14 protein-coding genes are annotated in these 15664 nt (G+C 72.5%); 2 read left to right on the top strand and 12 right to left on the bottom strand.

The features are described 5' to 3' along the window. The first annotated feature begins 30 nt into the window (after positions 1-30). On the top strand, positions 31-483 hold the full coding sequence (locus tag ACFYMM_RS15155) for an ATP-binding protein (RefSeq protein ID WP_388386333.1): 453 nt from the start codon (positions 31-33) through the stop codon (positions 481-483). Here the strand turns inward: ACFYMM_RS15155 and ACFYMM_RS15160 are convergent. The 8 genes from ACFYMM_RS15160 to ACFYMM_RS15195 all read right to left on the bottom strand — a co-directional run bounded on the left by ACFYMM_RS15160 (position 443) and on the right by ACFYMM_RS15195 (position 12242). After that, a complete protein-coding gene (locus tag ACFYMM_RS15160) occupies positions 443-1888 on the bottom strand; it encodes an amino acid permease (RefSeq protein ID WP_388386334.1) in 1446 nt (481 codons plus the stop codon). The two genes, ACFYMM_RS15155 and ACFYMM_RS15160, sit on opposite strands and share 41 nt — an antisense overlap. Before the next feature lie 115 nt (positions 1889-2003). Beyond that, positions 2004-3011, bottom strand: coding sequence for an ornithine carbamoyltransferase (gene argF / locus ACFYMM_RS15165; RefSeq protein ID WP_388386335.1), 1008 nt, complete (start codon positions 3009-3011; stop codon positions 2004-2006). 100 nt (positions 3012-3111) lie between these two features. Then, positions 3112-4335, bottom strand: coding sequence for an arginine deiminase (locus ACFYMM_RS15170; protein ID WP_388386336.1), 1224 nt, complete (start codon positions 4333-4335; stop codon positions 3112-3114). A gap of 124 nt (positions 4336-4459) precedes the next feature. After that, a complete protein-coding gene (locus ACFYMM_RS15175) occupies positions 4460-5005 on the bottom strand; it encodes a DUF5825 family protein (protein WP_388386337.1) in 546 nt (181 codons plus the stop codon). After that, entirely contained in the window at positions 5002-6801 is a 1800-nt protein-coding gene (locus ACFYMM_RS15180) for a RiPP maturation radical SAM C-methyltransferase (RefSeq protein ID WP_388386338.1), read from the bottom strand. The genes ACFYMM_RS15175 and ACFYMM_RS15180 overlap by 4 nt, the downstream gene beginning before the upstream one ends. A 258-nt stretch (positions 6802-7059) precedes the next feature. After that, positions 7060-9633 (bottom strand): polynucleotide kinase-phosphatase, encoded by a 2574-nt coding sequence (locus tag ACFYMM_RS15185; protein WP_388386339.1) that lies wholly within the window; start codon positions 9631-9633, stop codon positions 7060-7062. Next, on the bottom strand, positions 9630-11120 hold the full coding sequence (locus tag ACFYMM_RS15190) for a 3' terminal RNA ribose 2'-O-methyltransferase Hen1 (protein WP_388386340.1): 1491 nt from the start codon (positions 11118-11120) through the stop codon (positions 9630-9632). The genes ACFYMM_RS15185 and ACFYMM_RS15190 overlap by 4 nt, the downstream gene beginning before the upstream one ends. A gap of 198 nt (positions 11121-11318) precedes the next feature. Next, a complete protein-coding gene (locus tag ACFYMM_RS15195) occupies positions 11319-12242 on the bottom strand; it encodes an LLM class F420-dependent oxidoreductase (protein ID WP_388386342.1) in 924 nt (307 codons plus the stop codon). Between the two features lie 239 nt (positions 12243-12481). On the opposite strand from ACFYMM_RS15195, the gene ACFYMM_RS15200 reads away from it, so the two are divergent. After that, the gene (locus ACFYMM_RS15200; protein WP_388386343.1) at positions 12482-12694 is read left to right on the top strand and encodes a hypothetical protein; all 213 of its coding nucleotides are present in this window, start codon (positions 12482-12484) and stop codon (positions 12692-12694) included. Positions 12695-12745: 51 nt separating this feature from the next. Here the strand turns inward: ACFYMM_RS15200 and ACFYMM_RS15205 are convergent, their stop codons facing one another. From ACFYMM_RS15205 to ACFYMM_RS15220, 4 genes are all read right to left on the bottom strand, one after another. Further along, positions 12746-13219: a DUF6099 family protein gene (locus ACFYMM_RS15205; protein WP_388386345.1), complete on the bottom strand. Its 474-nt coding sequence runs from the start codon at positions 13217-13219 to the stop codon at positions 12746-12748. Positions 13220-13424: 205 nt separating this feature from the next. Continuing rightward, positions 13425-13757, bottom strand: coding sequence for a nucleotide pyrophosphohydrolase (locus ACFYMM_RS15210; protein ID WP_388386346.1), 333 nt, complete (start codon positions 13755-13757; stop codon positions 13425-13427). Further along, on the bottom strand, positions 13754-15016 hold the full coding sequence (locus tag ACFYMM_RS15215) for an AAA family ATPase (RefSeq protein ID WP_388386347.1): 1263 nt from the start codon (positions 15014-15016) through the stop codon (positions 13754-13756). The genes ACFYMM_RS15210 and ACFYMM_RS15215 overlap by 4 nt, the downstream gene beginning before the upstream one ends. Positions 15017-15106: 90 nt before the next feature. Further along, complete coding sequence (locus tag ACFYMM_RS15220) at positions 15107-15493, bottom strand: cell division protein SepF (RefSeq protein WP_388386348.1); 387 nt, start codon at positions 15491-15493, stop codon at positions 15107-15109. Positions 15494-15664: the final 171 nt, after the last annotated feature.

The raw sequence follows: 15664 nt of genomic DNA on the forward strand, positions 1-15664 counted from the left end.
CCTGAAGCCGAAAGCAGGACAGCCTGCTCCATGAACGGACTCGCCTTGTACGAACCCCCCTCCGCCTCGGCCTCCTGGCGCATCGCGCTGCCGCACACCGCGGCGGCGGTGCCGGTGGCACGCGCCCTGGTGCGGACGGCCCTGGCCGAGGTGGAGCACCGGGCCGACAGTGACACCGCGGAGCTGCTCACGGCGGAGCTGGTGGCCAACGCGGTGGAGCACACCGCGGGCGACGGCCCGATAGAGCTGGTGGTGGAGCTGTTGCCGCACGGCTGCCAGGTCGAGGTGCACGACCCGGACCCGGCGCCGCCCGGCCATCTGACGCGCCCGGTCGTCGAGGCGCCCGACCCCTGGCAGGAGGGCGGTCGCGGCCTGCTGCTGATCCGCGCCCTCAGCTCGTCCTGCGGTCACCGCCCCACCTCCTCGGGCAAGGCGGTGTGGTTCAGGCTGCCTGTGGTTCCCGCTCGGCGGCGTCCGGCGTGACCTCGGGGGCGGTGCGGACCAGCGTGGAGTGCCGGCGGCCGTAGACGACGTAGACGAGCAGGCCGGCGACGAGGAAGCCGGCGAACTGGAGCCAGGTCCGCCAGCCGGTCTCGTACATCAGGTAGAGGCAGAAGCCGACGCCGAGCAGCGGGCCCACCGGGTAGAGGGGCACCCGGAAGCTGCGGCTCAGGCCCGGCTCGCGACGGCGCAGGGCGATCACCGTGATGTTGACGACGGCCATGATGGCGAGCGTGCCGATGGTGCACAGGTTCATCACGGCGTCCAGCGAGGCGAAGGCCGCCGGGAGGGCGAAGAGGACGGCGACGATCAGCGTCCCGGCGACCGGGGTCGAGGTGCGGGGCGAGACCTTCTCGAAGACGCGCGGGATCAGTCCGTCCCGGGACATCGACATCAGGATGCGCGTCTGGCCGTACATCACGGCGAGCACGACGGAGGCGATGGCGACGACCGCGCCGAAGGCGATCACCCCGCCGCCGACCGTGGAGCCGGTGACCTCGTTGACGACGTACGACAGCGCGGCGGGCCGGCCGGCCACCTGGTCGCCGCCGATGGCGCCGATCGCGGCCACGGCGACCGCGCAGTAGAGCAGGGTGACCACACCCATGCAGACCATGATCGCGACCGGGATGTCCCGGCGCGGGTTCTTGGCCTCCTCACCGGCGGTGGTGATCGCGTCGAAGCCGATGTAGGAGAAGAAGGCGGCGGTGGTGCCCGCGCCGATGCCGCCGAGGCCGGCCGGGGAGAACGGGGTGAGGTTGCCGTGCTTGAAGGCGCTGTAGCCGATGGCGCAGAACGCCAGCAGGACGACGAGCTTGACGGCGGCCATGGCGGCCGTCGCCCGGGCGCTCTCGCGCACCCCGCGCACCAGCAGCAGACAGGCCAGGGCGATGACGATCACGGCGGGGAGGTTCAGGATCCCGCCGTCGGCCGGGCCGGCGGACAGCGCGGCCGGGAGCTGCCGGCCGGTGAGGCTGTGCAGCAGTTCGTTGACGTACTGGCTCCAGCCGACCGCCACGGCCGAGATCGAGATGCCGTACTCCAGCAGCAGGCACCAGCCGACCAGGAAGGCGGTGGACTCGCCGAGACCGGCGTAGGCGAAGGAGTACGACGATCCGGAGACCGGGATCGCGCCGCCCAGCTCGGCGAAGGAGAAGGCGGTGAAGACGCAGGTGATCGCGGCGAGGACGAAGGAGACGACGACGGCCGGACCGGCCTTGGCGACGGAGTCGGACAGACCGACGAAGATGCCGGTGCCGACGATCGCGCCGACGCCGAAGCAGATGAGCTGGAAGAGGCCCATGGTGCGCTGGAGGCCGTGGCCCTCCCGGTCGGCGCCGGATTCGGCGACCAGCAGCGCGGGGGGCTTGATGCGGGGAGCGGGCATGCGGGTGGTGCTCGTTTCTGGTGGTGCGGGCGACCGGATGAGGTCGCGGTGACGGCCGTGGAAGGGGTGGCTCCGGGCCGCCGGTCAGGATAAGGGGTGCTCGGCGCCGGGGGAGTCAGGCGAGGGTGGCGACCAGCACCGCCTTGATGGTGTGCAGCCGGTTCTCGGCCTCGTCGAAGACGACCGAGTGCGGCGACTCGAAGACCTCGTCCGTGACCTCCAGCGAGGTCAGGCCGTACGTCTCGTGGATCTCCCGGCCGACCTTGGTGCCCAGGTCGTGGAAGGCGGGCAGGCAGTGCAGGAACTTCACGTCCGGGTTGCCGGTGGCGCGCAGCACGTCCATGGTCACGGCGTACGGCGCCAGGGCCTTGATGCGCTCGGCCCAGACCTGCTTGGGCTCGCCCATGGAGACCCAGACGTCGGTGGCGACGAAGTCGGCACCGCGGACGCCCTCGGCGATGTCCTCGGTGAGCGTGATGACCGCTCCGCTGCCCTCGGCCAGCTTGCGGGCGTGGGCCACGACCTCGTCGGCGGGCCAGTACTCCTCCGGCGCGACGATGCGCACGTCCATGCCGAGCAGCGCGCCGGTGACCAGGTAGGAGTTGCCCATGTTGAAGCGGGCGTCACCGAGGTAGGCGAAGCCGATGCCGTCGAGGCTCTTGGCACAGTGCTCCGTCATCGTCAGCACGTCGGCCAGCATCTGGGTGGGGTGCCAGTCGTCGGTCAGACCGTTGTAGACCGGTACGCCGGCGTACGCGGCCAGCTCCTCGACGCCCGCCTGGCTGTCGCCCCGGTACTCGATGGCGTCGAACATCCGGCCGAGGACGCGGGCGGTGTCCCGCACCGACTCCTTGTGCCCGATCTGCGAGCCCGAGGGGTCGAGGTACGTCGTCGAGGCGCCCTGGTCGGCGGCGGCGACCTCGAAGGCGCAGCGGGTGCGGGTCGAGGTCTTCTCGAAGATCAGCGCGATGTTGCGGCCGGTCAGGTACCGCGTCTCGGCCCCGGTCCGCTTGGCGGCCTTCAGCTCGGCGGCCAGCTCGACCAGCCCCCGGAACTCCTCCTGGGTGAAGTCCAGCTCCTTGAGGAAGTGGCGGCCGGCGAGGGCGGTCGGGACTGTCGCCATGGGGGCGCTCCAGGGATACGAGAACAACGGACTTTTGGAATTCTATACGATGTTCCACATTTCTATACAGTCCCGTGCGGCCCCGGAGCCCTCCGGGTGCCTACACGCCGTCCCGTTCCACCGGACAGCTCATGCAGCGCGGCCCGCCCCGGCCCCGGCCCAGCTCGCTGCCCGGGATCTCGATCACCTCGATGCCCTGCTTGCGCAGATGGGTGTTGGTGGTGGAGTTGCGCTCGTAGGCGACGACGACGCCGGGTTCGACGGCGAGCACGTTGCAGCCGTCGTCCCACTGCTCGCGTTCGGCCGCGTGCACGTCCTGGGTGGCGGTCAGCACCCGGATCTCACTGAGGCCGAGCGCGGCGGCGATCGCGCGGTGCATGTGCTCCGGCGGGTGGTCGGTGACCTTCAGCTCCTTGTCGCCCACGCCCGGCTCGATCGTGTAGGAACGCAGCATGCCCAGGCCCGCGTACTGGGTGAAGGTGTCGCCGTCGACCATGGTCATCACGGTGTCGAGGTGCATGAACGCCCGCCGCTTGGGCATGTCGAGGGCCACGATCGCGGTCGCGGAGCCCGCCGCGAAGAGCTTGTGCGCGAGCATCTCCACGGCCTGGGGGGTGGTGCGCTCGCTCATGCCGATCAGGACGGCGCCGTTGCCGATCACCAGGACGTCGCCGCCCTCGATGGTGGAGGGGTAGTCGTCCTGGCCCCGGGACCAGACCCGGAACGTTTCGTCACGGAACAGCGGGTGGTGGCGGTAGATCGCCTCGAAGTGCACGGTCTCGCGCCGGCGGGCGGGCAGCCGCATGGCGTTGATGGCCACCCCGTCGTAGACCCAGGCGGAGGTGTCGCGGGTGAACAGGTGGTTCGGCAGCGGGCCGAGGAGGAAGTCGTCGAGGTCCATCACATGGAAGCGGACGGAGGCCGGCTCCGCGTGGGCGTCCAGGAACTCCCGCTTGGTCATGCCGCCGACCAGGGCCTCGGCCAGCTCCTGGGCGGGCAGCTGGTCGAAGACCGCGCGCAGGTGGTCGGTGGCGAGGGGGCCGTACTCCTTCTCGTCGAAGACCCGGTCCAGGACGAGGGCGCGGGCCTCGGGGACCGCCAGGGTGTCGGTGAGCAGATCGCCGAAGAGGTGGACGGTGACCCCTCGGTCGCGCAGTACGTCGGCGAACCCGTCGTGCTCGGCGCGGGCCCGGCGCACCCACAGCACGTCGTCGAAGAGCAGGGCGTCCTTGTTGCTGGGGGTGAGCCTCTTGAGCTCGAGATCGGGCCGGTGCAGGATGACCCGGCGCAGCCGCCCGGCCTCGGAGTCGACATGGAATGCCATGCCTCCATCCTGACCACCGTGGTACGGGTTCACCCCCTTGCCGGCCGTATCCGCCGCTTCTTGTTCTCGTCCGCCCGACGAGAAGCGGGGCGGAACCGGCGGGACGGCCCGGCAGGGCCGGGGCTCAGATCGCGGTGCAGGGGACGGGCCAGCGGTGGACACGTGGCGGCAGGGACACCGCCCAGCCGTCGGTGACCAGGGCCAGCCGCTCGGTGGTGAGCAGGCCGAGCGCCCGGTGCCCGGTGGTGTCCAGCGCGTCGAGGCGGGTCGGCTCCTGGAGCAGCCCGAAGGTGGCGAGGAGGCCGGGGTGGTCGAGGGTGAGGCGGGTGGCCGTACCGGGGTCCCGCCGGTCCAGGACGGCGACGAAGCCGGGCCCGCGCCGGTGGTAGAGCATCCCGTGGGCGTACCCCGCCCGCCAGGCGGTCCACTCCCCCGGCTCGCCGGGCACTTCGGCGGGCGGCGGCAGATGCCGCAGGTCCCGGACGTCGTACGCCGTCCGGGGGCCGGCGGCCCTCCAGTGCACCCGGAGTCCCAGGCTCTGGCACTCGCGCAGGAACCGCACCGCCACCGCGGCCGCCCGGCCCGTCCCGCCCAGCCGCAGCGGCTCGGTCACCTCGACCCGGCGCCGGCCGCTGAACCGGTGCGGCACACCGGCGGGCAGCCCGCTCATCCGCCCACCCCGGCACCCTCCGGCATCCGGACCGGCTCGTCCCAGGTCGGCAGGGAGACGTAGGTGTGCCCGTCGCGGAACAGCAGGCCCAGGGAGAAGGCATGGCGGATCCAGTCGCCGAGCGCCTCGGGCCGTACGTCGTGGCCGTCGGCGGTCAGCAGCCGGAGCAGGGCGGACTCGGTACGGCCGTCCTCCAGGCGGCGCAGGGCCCCCGCCCGCCAGCCGGTGAAGCGGTGCGTGGCGGGCGGCCGGCCGTGCCGGCGGTCGTGCACGAGCAGGGTCTCGCCGTCCTCCTCGAACAGCAGGCGGGAGTGCGGATGCCCGGCCCGCCAGCGGGCGACCGCCTCCTGGAGCCGCCGTTCGACCGGGCCGCGGATGCCGGCGTCCTCGGTGTCGAACAGGTAGACGAGGTCGTCGAGTTCGCCCTCGGGCAGGTCGTAGACGTGCTGGTACATCGCGGCCGGCCGGCGCTTGCCGAAGCCCAGTTGCGGATCGGTGAAGTGCGGGCTGAACCGCTCCAGTTGGATCCGGTGGGCGCCGCTCGGCGGCTGGAGGTGGACGAGGGCCGGGAGCTGCTCGATGACCGGTGCGTAGTCGTCCGCCGTCTCGCCCGGGAAGCCGTAGAGGAGGTTCCAGGAGCAGGTCAGGGCGTGGTTCTCGCACTCGCGCAGGGTGCGGACGTTGCGGGCGCCGGTGACCCCCTTGTCCATCAGGTCCAGCACCCGGCTGCCCAGGCTCTCGATGCCGGGCTGGATGTGCGCCGTGCCCGAGCGGCCGAGGAGTTCGAGCTGGTCGGGGGTGAGGTTGGACTTGACCTCGTAGTGCAGCCGCAGATCCCAGCCGCTGTCGGCGACACGCGGCAGGAAGTCGCGGAAGTAGGCCATGTCGATGATGTTGTCGACGCTGACCACGTCGAGGATGCGGTGGCGCCGGACCAGCCGGTCGATCTCCGCCCACAGCCGCTCGCCCGGCTTGGCCCTGAAGGCCATGGAGGAGCCGTTGAGCCCGCAGAAGGTGCAGTGGTGCTTCTCGCCCCACCAGCAGCCGCGCGCCCCCTCGACGACCAGCTTCGGGTGGACGTACTCCCGCACCGGGGAGGCGTCCAGCGCGGCCTGCCACTGGTCGTAGTCGGGCGAGGGGATGTCGGCGGGCGCCACCGTCCGCCGGGTCTCGGCGTTGGCGCGGGACACCTCGCCGTCCCACCAGCACACCCCGGGGACGTCCGCCGGTGGCGTGCCCGCGTCCAGGTGGCGTAAGAGCGCGGGCAGGGCGTACTCGCCCTCGCCGCGCACCACATGGTCGACGAACCGGTGGTTGCGGTGCAGGGCGTGGCCCATCGGCCCGTCGCAGTTGCCGCCACCGAAGACGACGGTCACCTCCGGGCGCCTCGCCTTGAGTTCGCGGGCGAGGGCGAGCGAGGAGACGTTCTGCATGAAGGTGCTGGTGAACCCGACGACATCGGGATCGGCCGCCAGCACCCGCGTGGCTGACTCGGCGATGAACTCCGCCGCGTGGGGCCGCATGGCGAGGGCGGTGTCGACGAAGACCCCCCGCGCGTCCGCGTACTCGCGCAGCCGGCCGGTCCCCCAGCCGGGGTCGTCGTACAGGACGCCGGAGAAGACCCAGTCGCCGAGGCCGTGGAAGATCGAGTCGCTGCCGACCTCCACGCAGTCCCCGGGCCGCAGCCGTCCGCCGGAGCGCTCCAGCAGGAACTCCGCCCAGCGCAGCGAGCCGTGGAACTCGCGCACCTCGTCACCGGGGCGGGCCTGCCGCACCAGAGCATGCAGCAGGCCCACTTGGAGCGAGGGGAGTCGATCGGATGCCAGGGCATCGTCACCAGGTGTACGCGCATGCCGTCCCCTCGCTCAGCGGGTCGGCCGCTTCTCCAGGATGGCCGGCCGGCGGCTGGTGCCCTGGTCCTCGCGGACCACCACCTTCTTGATCTCCATGGCCACGAACTCCCTTGATAGGCAACGCAGTTCACCCTAGGAAGAGGTGCACGGGAGACACAAGGGTGCCGTGGGACGGCTCACATCCGAGGGTCCGGTCACCGCTCACAGCCGCGGGTCCACCGGCTCCGACTCCAGGGCGAGCACCCCGAACACCGCCTCGTGCACCCGCCACAGCGGCTCCCCGTCGGCGAGCCGGTCCAGGGCCTCCACGCCCAGCGCGTACTCGCGGACCGCCAGCGACCGCTTGTGGTTCAGGAACCGCTGCCGCAGCCGGGCGAGGTTGTCCGGCCGGGTGTACTCGGGGCCGTAGATGATCCGCAGGTACTCGCGGCCCCGGCACTTGATGCCGGGCTGCACCAGCCGCCCGTGCTCCGCGTCGCGCACCAGCGCGCCCACCGGCTTGACGACCATGCCCTCGCCGCCCCTGCCGGTCATCTCCAGCCACCAGTCGACACCGGCCCGCACCGACTCCGGGTCCCCGGTGTCGACGTACAGCCGCCGGGTGGTCCGCAGCAGCCCGCTGCCGTCGTGCTCGACGAGCCGGTCGATGAGGGCGAGCTGCTCGTCGTGCGGCACGGCGGCCAGGCTGCGCCCGCGCACCGCCAGGATCTGGAACGGTGCCAGACGCACCCCGTCCAGGCCGTTGGTCGGCCAGCAGTAGCGGCGGTAGGCCTCGGTGAACGCGGCGGCGTCGGCGGCGCGTTCCCGCTGGCGGTCCAGCAGGCCGGTGACGTCGACACCGCGCGCCGCCGCCCCCTCCAGGGCGGCCAGCGCCCCCGGGAACACCGCGCCGGCGGCGGCGCCGACGGCGGCGTACTGGGAACGCAGCAGGCCGGCGGCCTTCAGCGACCACGGCATCAGCTCGGCGTCCAGCAGCAGCCAGTCGGTGTCGAGCCGGTCCCACAGCCCGGCCGCGTCGACGGCCGCACGCAGCCGCCCGAGGACCTCCTCGGTCATGGCGGCGTCGTCGAAGAACGGGCGCCCGGTACGGGTGTACAGCGACCCGCTGGGGCCGTCCACCCCGAACCTGCGCCGCGCGGCCTCCGCGTCCCGGCACACCAGTGCCACGGCCCGCGAGCCCATGTGCTTCTCCTCGCACACGACCCGGGCGACCCCGTCCCGGGCGTACTGCGCGAAGGCCTCGACCGGGTGCTCCAGGAAGTGTCCGTCAGCGGCTCCGCCGCGGGCCTCGACCTGGCTGGTGGCCGTGGGCGCCATGGTCGGCGGCAGGTACGGCAGCAGCCGCGGGTCCACGGCGAACCGGCTCATGACCTCCAGGGCGGCGGCCGCGTTCTCCTCCCGCACCGCGACCCGGCCGGCGTGGCGGGTCTCCACCGCCCGGCGGCCGTGCACGTCGTTCAGGTCCAGCGGGCGCCCGTCCTGCCCGCCGGGCGCCTCGGACCGCAGCGGCCTGGCCGGCTCGTACCAGACCCGCTCGGCCGGTACGTCGACCAGTTCCCGCTCGGGCCAGCGCAGCGCGGTGAGTTTGCCGCCGAAGACGGCGCCGGTGTCGAGGCAGATGGTGTTGTTGAGCCAGGTCGCCTCCGGGACGGGTGTGTGGCCGTAGACGACCGCCGCCCGGCCCCGGTAGTCCTCGGCCCACGGATAGCGCACCGGCAGCCCGAACTCGTCGGTCTCTCCGGTGGTCTCGCCGTACAGGGCGTGTGAACGCACCCGTCCGGAGGTCCGCCCGTGGTACTTCTCCGGCAGCCCGGCGTGGCAGACCACGAGCCGCCCGCCGTCGAGGACGTAGTGGCTGACGAGCCCGTCGAGGAACGTCCGCACCTCCCGCCTGAAGTCCTCGCTCTCGCCCTCCATCTGCTCGATGGTCTCGGCGAGCCCGTGGGTGTGCTGGACCTTGCGGCCCTTGAGGTAGCGCCCGTACTTGTTCTCGTGGTTGCCGGGCACGCACAGCGCGTCGCCGGAGCCGGCCATCGCCATCACACGGCGCAGCACGCCCGGGGTGTCCGGTCCCCGGTCGACGAGGTCACCGACGAAGACGGCGGTACGGCCGTCCGGGTGGACGCCGTCGACGTACCCCAGCCTGCCCAGCAGGGCCTCCAGTTCGCTCGCGCAGCCGTGGACGTCACCGATGATGTCGAAGGGACCGGTGAGGCGGGTGAGGTCGTTGAAGCGCTTCTCGGTGACCACGCGGGCCCGCTCGACGTCCTCGACGCCCTTGAGCACGTGCACCTTGCGGAAGCCCTCGCGCTCCAGGTGCCTGACGGAGCGCCTGAGTTCACGGATGTGCCGCTGGATGACCCGCCGGGGCATGTCGGCACGGTCGGTGCGGGCCGCGTTGCGCTCGGCGCAGACCTCCTCGGGCACGTCGAGCACGATGGCGATGGGCAGCACGTCGTACCGCTTGGCCAGGTCGATCAGTTGCCGCCGGGCGTCCTGCTGCACGCTGGTGGCGTCCACGACGGTGCGCCGGCCGGCCGCCAGCCGCTTGCCCGCGATGTAGTGCAGGACGTCGAAGGCGTCCCGGGTGGCGCTCTGGTCGTTCTCGTCGTCCGAGACCAGCCCGCGGCAGAAGTCCGAGGAGATCACCTCGGTCGGCTCGAAGTGCCTGCGGGCGAAGGTCGACTTGCCGGACCCGGAGGCGCCCACGAGGACGACCAGGGAGAGGTCGGTGACGGGAAGCACCCGCCCGGTGTTCGCGTTCGCCTCGGTCATGCTGCCTTCGCCTCCTTCTCGGTCTTCGTGCCGACGGTGCCGATGTCGAAAACGGCCATCTGGGTGGGCGGCCCGACTTCGGGGTCGTCGGGCCCGACGGCGACGAACCCGACGGTGTAGCCGTGCCGCTCGGCGACACCGGCCGCCCAGGCCCGGAACTCCTCGCGGGTCCACTCGAACCGGTGGTCCCCGTGCCGGACGTGCCCGGCGGGCAGGCTCTCCCAGCGGACGTTGTACTCGACGTTCGGGGTGGTCACGAGGACCGTGCGCGGGCGGGCGGCGCCGAACACCGCGTACTCCAGGGCGGGCAGCCGGGGCAGGTCGAGATGCTCGATCACCTCGCTCAGCACGGCGGCGTCGTACCCCTTGAGCCGGTTGTCCGTGTAGGCCAGCGACCCCTGGAAGAGCTTGACCCGCGAGGCCTGCCGCTCGCCCATGCGGTCCAGCTTCAGCCGCCGCGAGGCGATGGTGAGCGCGCGCATGGACACGTCCACCCCGACGATCTCGGTGAAGGCCGGGTCCTTCAGCAGCGCCTGCACCAACTGACCCTGCCCGCAGCCGAGATCGAGGACACGGGCGGCGGAGGCCCGCTTGAGGGCGTCGACGACGGCGTCCCGCCGCAGCACCGCCAGCGGGGTGGGCTTCTCCCCCGCCTCGCTCTCCGCGTCGCCCTCCGCGCCGACGGCGTTGTCGATCTCCTCGACCTCGCTGTCGTCCGTCTCCGCGAGCCGCACCAGCTCCAGCCGCTCCATGGCCTGCCGGGTCAGTGACCAGCGCCGGGACAGATAGCGGCTGGTGATCAGCTTCTGCTCCGGGTGCTCGGCCAGCCAGCCCTCACCGGCGCGCAGCAGCTTGTCCACCTCGTCGTCGGCGACCCAGTAGTGCTTGGCGTCGTCGAGGACGGGCAGCAGGACGTACAGCTGCCGCAGGGCGTCGGCGAGGGTGAGCTTCGTGGACTCCAGTTCGAGACGCACGTACCGCGAGTCGCCCCAACCGGGGAACTCGGCGTCCAGCGGGACGGGTTCGGCGGTGACGGCCCACCCCAGGGGCTCGAAGAGCCGCCGTACCACGTCCGCCCCGCCCCGGGCGGGCAGCGCGGGCACCTCGATCCGCAGCGGCAGCGGCTCGGCGGCCCGCTCGGGCCGGGCGTTGCACACCCCGCGCATCGCACTGGAGAACACGCTGCTCAGCGCCACGGCGAGCAGCGAGGAGGCGGCGTACGGACGGTCGTTGACGTACTGCGCCAGCGCGGCGTCGGGCGCTCCGCCGCGCCCCTTCCCCTTGCCCTTCCTGACCAGCGCCACGGCATCGACCTCCAGCAGCAGTGCCGCCGTGCAGCGCTCGGTGTCCGCCTCGGGGTAGAGGACGTGGGCCGTGCCGTAGGAGGTGGAGAACGCCTGCGCCCTGTCGGGATGCTTGTGCAACAGGAACCCGAGGTCGGTGGCGGGGCGGTCGGGGGTGCCGGTGGTGGTGATCGTCAGGAACACGGTGGTTTCCTCGGGGATAGCTTCTGACCTGCGCCTGCGCCGAACGGGCGGGCTGGGACAACGTACCGGGGGCGGCCGGGCGCGCACTCGGGATTTTTCGCCCGGGTGTGCGAGGGCTCGGGGCGGTGGCGCGGACCGGAAGCCGGCGTCCCCTCCGCCCCGCGGCGCGCGGGCGGGGCGGAGGGGACGTCAGGTGGGTTACGACAGCTGGGACTGGACCTCGGCCGAGATCAGTTCCAGGTGGTCCAGGTCCGCGAGGTCGAGGATCTGGAGGTAGAGGCGGCGGGAGCCGATCCCGGCGTAGCGGCCGATCTTGTCGACCACCTCGGCCGGGGAGCCGGCCAGGCCGTTGGCCTTCAGTTCGTCGACCTCACGGCCGATCGCGGCGGCGCGGCGGGCGACCTCCCGGTCGTCCCTGCCGACACAGACGACGAGCGCGTTGGAGAAGACGATGTCGTCCGCCGCGCGGCCGGCGGCCTCGGCGGCGGCGCGGACCCGGCCGAACTGGCGGTCGCTGTCCTCGACCGAGGCGAACGGCATGTTGAACTCGTCGGCGTACCGTGCGGCCAGCCGCGGGGTGCGGGTCGCGCCGTGGCCGCCGATCAGGACCGGGATCCTCGCCTGGGCGGGCTTGGGCAGCGCGGGCGAGTCGGTGAGGTCGTAGTAGGTGCCGTGGAAGTCGAAGGTCTCGCCGGGCTTGGTCTCCCACAGGCCGGTGACGATCGCCAGCTGCTCCTCCAGGCGGCCGAACTTCTCCTTCGGGAACGGGATGCCGTACGCCTTGTGCTCCTCCTCGAACCAGCCCGCGCCCAGGCCCAGTTCGACCCGGCCGCCGGACATCTGGTCGATCTGGGCGACCTGGATGGCGAGCACTCCGGGCAGGCGGAAGGTGCCCGCCGTCATGAGCGTGCCGAGGCGGATGCGGCTGGTCTCGCGGGCGAGGCCGGCCAGGGTGATCCAGGCGTCCGTGGGTCCGGGCAGACCGTCCCCGTCGCCCATGCGCAGATAGTGGTCCGAACGGAAGAAGGCGTCGAAGCCGAGGTCCTCGGTGGCCTTGGCCACGGTGAGCAGGGTGTCGTAGGTCGCGCCCTGCTGGGGCTCGGTGAAGATTCGAAGGTCCATGCCTCCATCCTGCACGCCGATCGCCCCGTCAACCGCACCGGTTCCGCCCGGCGACGCCGTCCCCGGGCGGGTGAAAATCGTCCGACGGTGGCCGCCGGGCGCTTCTGGGGAGTGACCGGCCCCGGTGGTGATCGTTGGGCGGTCGGAGCCGGACCGTCCGGCACCGGCGCCGGACGGTCGTCGCCGTCGCGCGCCATCGCATCGGCCCTCTGGGGGGCCTGGGCCGAGGAGGCCGCGACATGTCCGAAGAGTCCGTCGAGGTGGTCGAGTCCGTCGCGCGGGAAGGGGGCTCCGCCAGACGGCCGAAGGGCCTGCTGGAACAGATGGAGGAGCTGATGGCCGCGCTGAACGCGGACCTTTCGGCGCTGGACGCGGATCTGCAGTCGGCCGGGGGATCCGGGCGCGCGGCGGCCGGGGAAAGCGACGCGAGGGCAGAGAGGGACGGCGCCTGAGGGGTCGTAGCCGCTGAAGCCGTGCGGGCGAGGACCGTGCGGGCTCCCTTGTCAGCCGGCCTCCCGTTCGGGTAGGGCCGCCGCCTCTCTCGCCGCCAGCTTGCGCAGCATCTCCAGGACCCGGTCGCGCGACTCGTCCGCCGCGTCGATCGCCTCCATGCACTGCCAGTACGTCGCCTCGTCGGCCGCGGCGCTGGCCATGCCGACCAGGGCGATGCCGACCTCGCCCAGGAGGCCGCCGAGGCAGAGGAGGGTGCGGCGGGCGTCGTCCAGTTCGGTCAGCTGGGCGGCGCGCAGGTCGCCGGGGTCGAGGTCGGGCGTGTCCAGGACGCCGCAGCCCCGGCCCGCCAGCTCCGTCAGGCCCAGTGCCTCGCCGCGCAGTTCGGGCGGACCGGAGACCGCGAGGCGGCTGCCGATCGCCTGGGCCAGGGCCTGCGCCTGCCACACCTCCGTCATGATCTCCGGCACGTCGGCGCCTGATGTCAGGGCCCGCCTGCTCGTCACGATGAGCCGCATCGCTTCCATGCGCTGCCCCCGTCCGTCCGCCGGGCCCATGGCACCGGCACGTCCGCCCGAACTCCCTTGTTCACTACCCAGAGTGAGGGGCCGTGAGACGTAAAGCCAGAGGAAGACGGAAATCTGCGGACAACAATTCGGCTTCGACGGAGAATTTGACTCCGTAGAGTAATAACGGAATGAACGATTCCCGATGGGTCGTTCCCCTGCTCCCCTACTCCTCCGGCGTCGGGAACCGCCGTTCGTTGCGGTCGATCTTGGCGTCCAGCGCGGCCAGCGGATCGATGCCGAGGACCTCGCACAGCTGGAGCAGGTAGGCGAGGACGTCGGCCACCTCGTCCGTGACGCGGTGGGCGGTGCCGGGGTCGTCCATGACACGGGCCGACTCCTCGGGCGTCAACCACTGGAAGATCTCGACCAGTTCGGAGGCCTCCACGCTCAGCGCGGCGACCAGGTTCTTGGGGTTGTGGTAGGGCTGCCAGTTGCGCGCGGCGGCGAAGTCGGCCAGCCTGCGCTGGAGTTTCGCCAGGTCCGAAGGTTCCGTCACGGGTTCAGGTGTACCACTGTGACACCGGCCGTCCCGACGGCCCAGGAGGCGTCGCTGATCGCGCCGGCGCAGCGGATGTGCCCACGCTCGCCCATGCGGGCCGCCATCAGCAGCAGTGCGTGGCGCTGGCGGGGGTCGAGGCCGCGGTCGAAGCCGTCGGCCAGCACGGTGAGGGTCTGCAGGGCGTCGGGCACCTCGCCCGGTACGTCCATGTCGAGCACGCCGGGGCCGGTCAGCAGGACGAGGGTCAGGGCGAGGTAGCGCAACTCGCCGTCGCCGAGCCGCGCCAGTTCCGTACGGAAGCCGTCGCCGCGGTCGAGCAGCGCGCGGACGGTGCCGTCGCCCAGCGGCTCGGCGACCAGGTCGGCGACGGCCCCGGCGCAGCCGGCCCGCAGCGCGTCGACGAGCTGGGCGTGGCGCCGGACGCACTCGGCGCGGGTGCGCCACACGACGTCGGCGAGGTTGTCGCAGCCGGGCAGGAGCCGGCCGGAGCCGGTGGGGACGGGGGTGCGCATGCGGTCGGGGCGCGGGTCGCAGGGGAAGACCGAGCGCAGGGCGACCACCATCTGCTCGGCGGCGGCGAGCACCCGGCGCTGCCCGTCCGTCTTGCCGGCCACGCGCAGCGGCAGCAGGGCGGTGCCGAGCCGGTCGTCGGGCAGCGGGGCGCGGGTGACCGGCGCGGCTCCGGCGGTGTGCCAGGCGGCCTGCACGGTTCGGCGTCCGGGGTCGCGCAGCGCGGTCTCCAGCAGGATCACCCCGCCCGCGGTCAGCCGCTCGCCCACGATGCGCAGGTCGGGTTCGGCCTGTACGGCGACGTCGAGCCGTACGGGTCCCTCGGCACCGTCGGCCGTACAGCCGATGCGGAACCCCCGTCGGCGCTGGGCGTCGGGCCGCGCCCGCTGCGGCACGCACGCGACCGGATCCGGGAACACCTCCGCGAGCGACGCCCCGCCGCCGAGCCGGGCCAGCGCCTCGTACGCCCCGAGCGCGGTGGACTTCCCCGTCCCGCTGGGCCCGGCGAAGAGCGTGACGGGTCCCAGCGGGAACCCGGCGCCCCGGTGCCCGGCGAACGCGGACAGCCGCAGTTCGGTGACCCGGGCACGCGGGTCGGTACCGGGCCGGGTCTTCCCGGGCGGCGGGTCCGCCACGACGGCCCGGGACGGGACCCGGGCGGACGGAACCGACGCGACGGAGACGTCGGAGGACACGGCGGTTTCACCGGGCGCGGCGGAGCCGAACGGCATGGGAGGCACGGGCATATGCCGACGCTAGGGGTCCCGCCACAAGCTGAACCGTTTTGCCCCGGTACCTTCCTACGATCGAGCGACCAACGGCACCGCTCGGCCGCCTCAGGCCCCCGCTCCCTCCATCAGCCCGCCGACCTCGGTCCCCGGCGGAGTGAGCAGGAACACGTTCCGGTCGACGCGGTGCATCCCGCTGCCCAGTCCGAAGACGACCCCGGTGCTGAAGTCGAGCACCCGCTTGGCGACCTCCGTCTCCGCGCTGGAGAGATCGAGCAGGACGGGCGCGCCGGCCATCAGCGTCTCGGCGACGTCGCGCGCGTCCGCGAACACGTTGACCCGCAGCACCACGAACCGGCGCCTGGTCTCGGTCTCCGCGTCCGGCAGGGAGCGGTGGTTCACCGCCGACGGCCAGGCGTCCCGGCCCCGCAGCGGCACGACCTGGGCGAGCCCCTCCCACTGTTCATCGGTGACGTCGTAACGGTTCACCGGCATCCCCCGACCTGACTCGCACTCAATTCCTGCACCGGTCAATTCTTACGCCAAGTCACCCGTTCGGCCCAACAGCGACACGATGCGCGACCGCGACTCTCCCCTCCGCGCGTGAGAGCCTCTTACCTCCCTCACACCTGACATTTCATCCCCGGCCATTTTCTGCTCACCGGC

This window comes from Streptomyces sp. NPDC006739 (genome assembly GCF_042869815.1).
Lineage (GTDB): Bacteria > Actinomycetota > Actinomycetes > Streptomycetales > Streptomycetaceae > Streptomyces.

Excerpts from the sequence above, each read along its gene's own strand:
- ACFYMM_RS15155 (WP_388386333.1), top strand. The coding sequence starts at position 31 with ATGAACGGACTCGCCTTGTACGAACCCCCCTCCGCCTCGGCCTCCTGG.
- ACFYMM_RS15160 (WP_388386334.1), bottom strand. The coding sequence starts at position 1,888 with ATGCCCGCTCCCCGCATCAAGCCCCCCGCGCTGCTGGTCGCCGAATCC.
- argF (WP_388386335.1), bottom strand. The coding sequence starts at position 3,011 with ATGGCGACAGTCCCGACCGCCCTCGCCGGCCGCCACTTCCTCAAGGAG.
- ACFYMM_RS15170 (WP_388386336.1), bottom strand. The coding sequence starts at position 4,335 with ATGGCATTCCATGTCGACTCCGAGGCCGGGCGGCTGCGCCGGGTCATC.
- ACFYMM_RS15175 (WP_388386337.1), bottom strand. The coding sequence starts at position 5,005 with ATGAGCGGGCTGCCCGCCGGTGTGCCGCACCGGTTCAGCGGCCGGCGC.
- ACFYMM_RS15185 (WP_388386339.1), bottom strand. The coding sequence starts at position 9,633 with ATGACCGAGGCGAACGCGAACACCGGGCGGGTGCTTCCCGTCACCGAC.
- ACFYMM_RS15195 (WP_388386342.1), bottom strand. The coding sequence starts at position 12,242 with ATGGACCTTCGAATCTTCACCGAGCCCCAGCAGGGCGCGACCTACGAC.
- ACFYMM_RS15200 (WP_388386343.1), top strand. The coding sequence starts at position 12,482 with ATGTCCGAAGAGTCCGTCGAGGTGGTCGAGTCCGTCGCGCGGGAAGGG.
- ACFYMM_RS15205 (WP_388386345.1), bottom strand. The coding sequence starts at position 13,219 with ATGGAAGCGATGCGGCTCATCGTGACGAGCAGGCGGGCCCTGACATCA.
- ACFYMM_RS15215 (WP_388386347.1), bottom strand. The coding sequence starts at position 15,016 with ATGCCCGTGCCTCCCATGCCGTTCGGCTCCGCCGCGCCCGGTGAAACC.
- ACFYMM_RS15220 (WP_388386348.1), bottom strand. The coding sequence starts at position 15,493 with ATGCCGGTGAACCGTTACGACGTCACCGATGAACAGTGGGAGGGGCTC.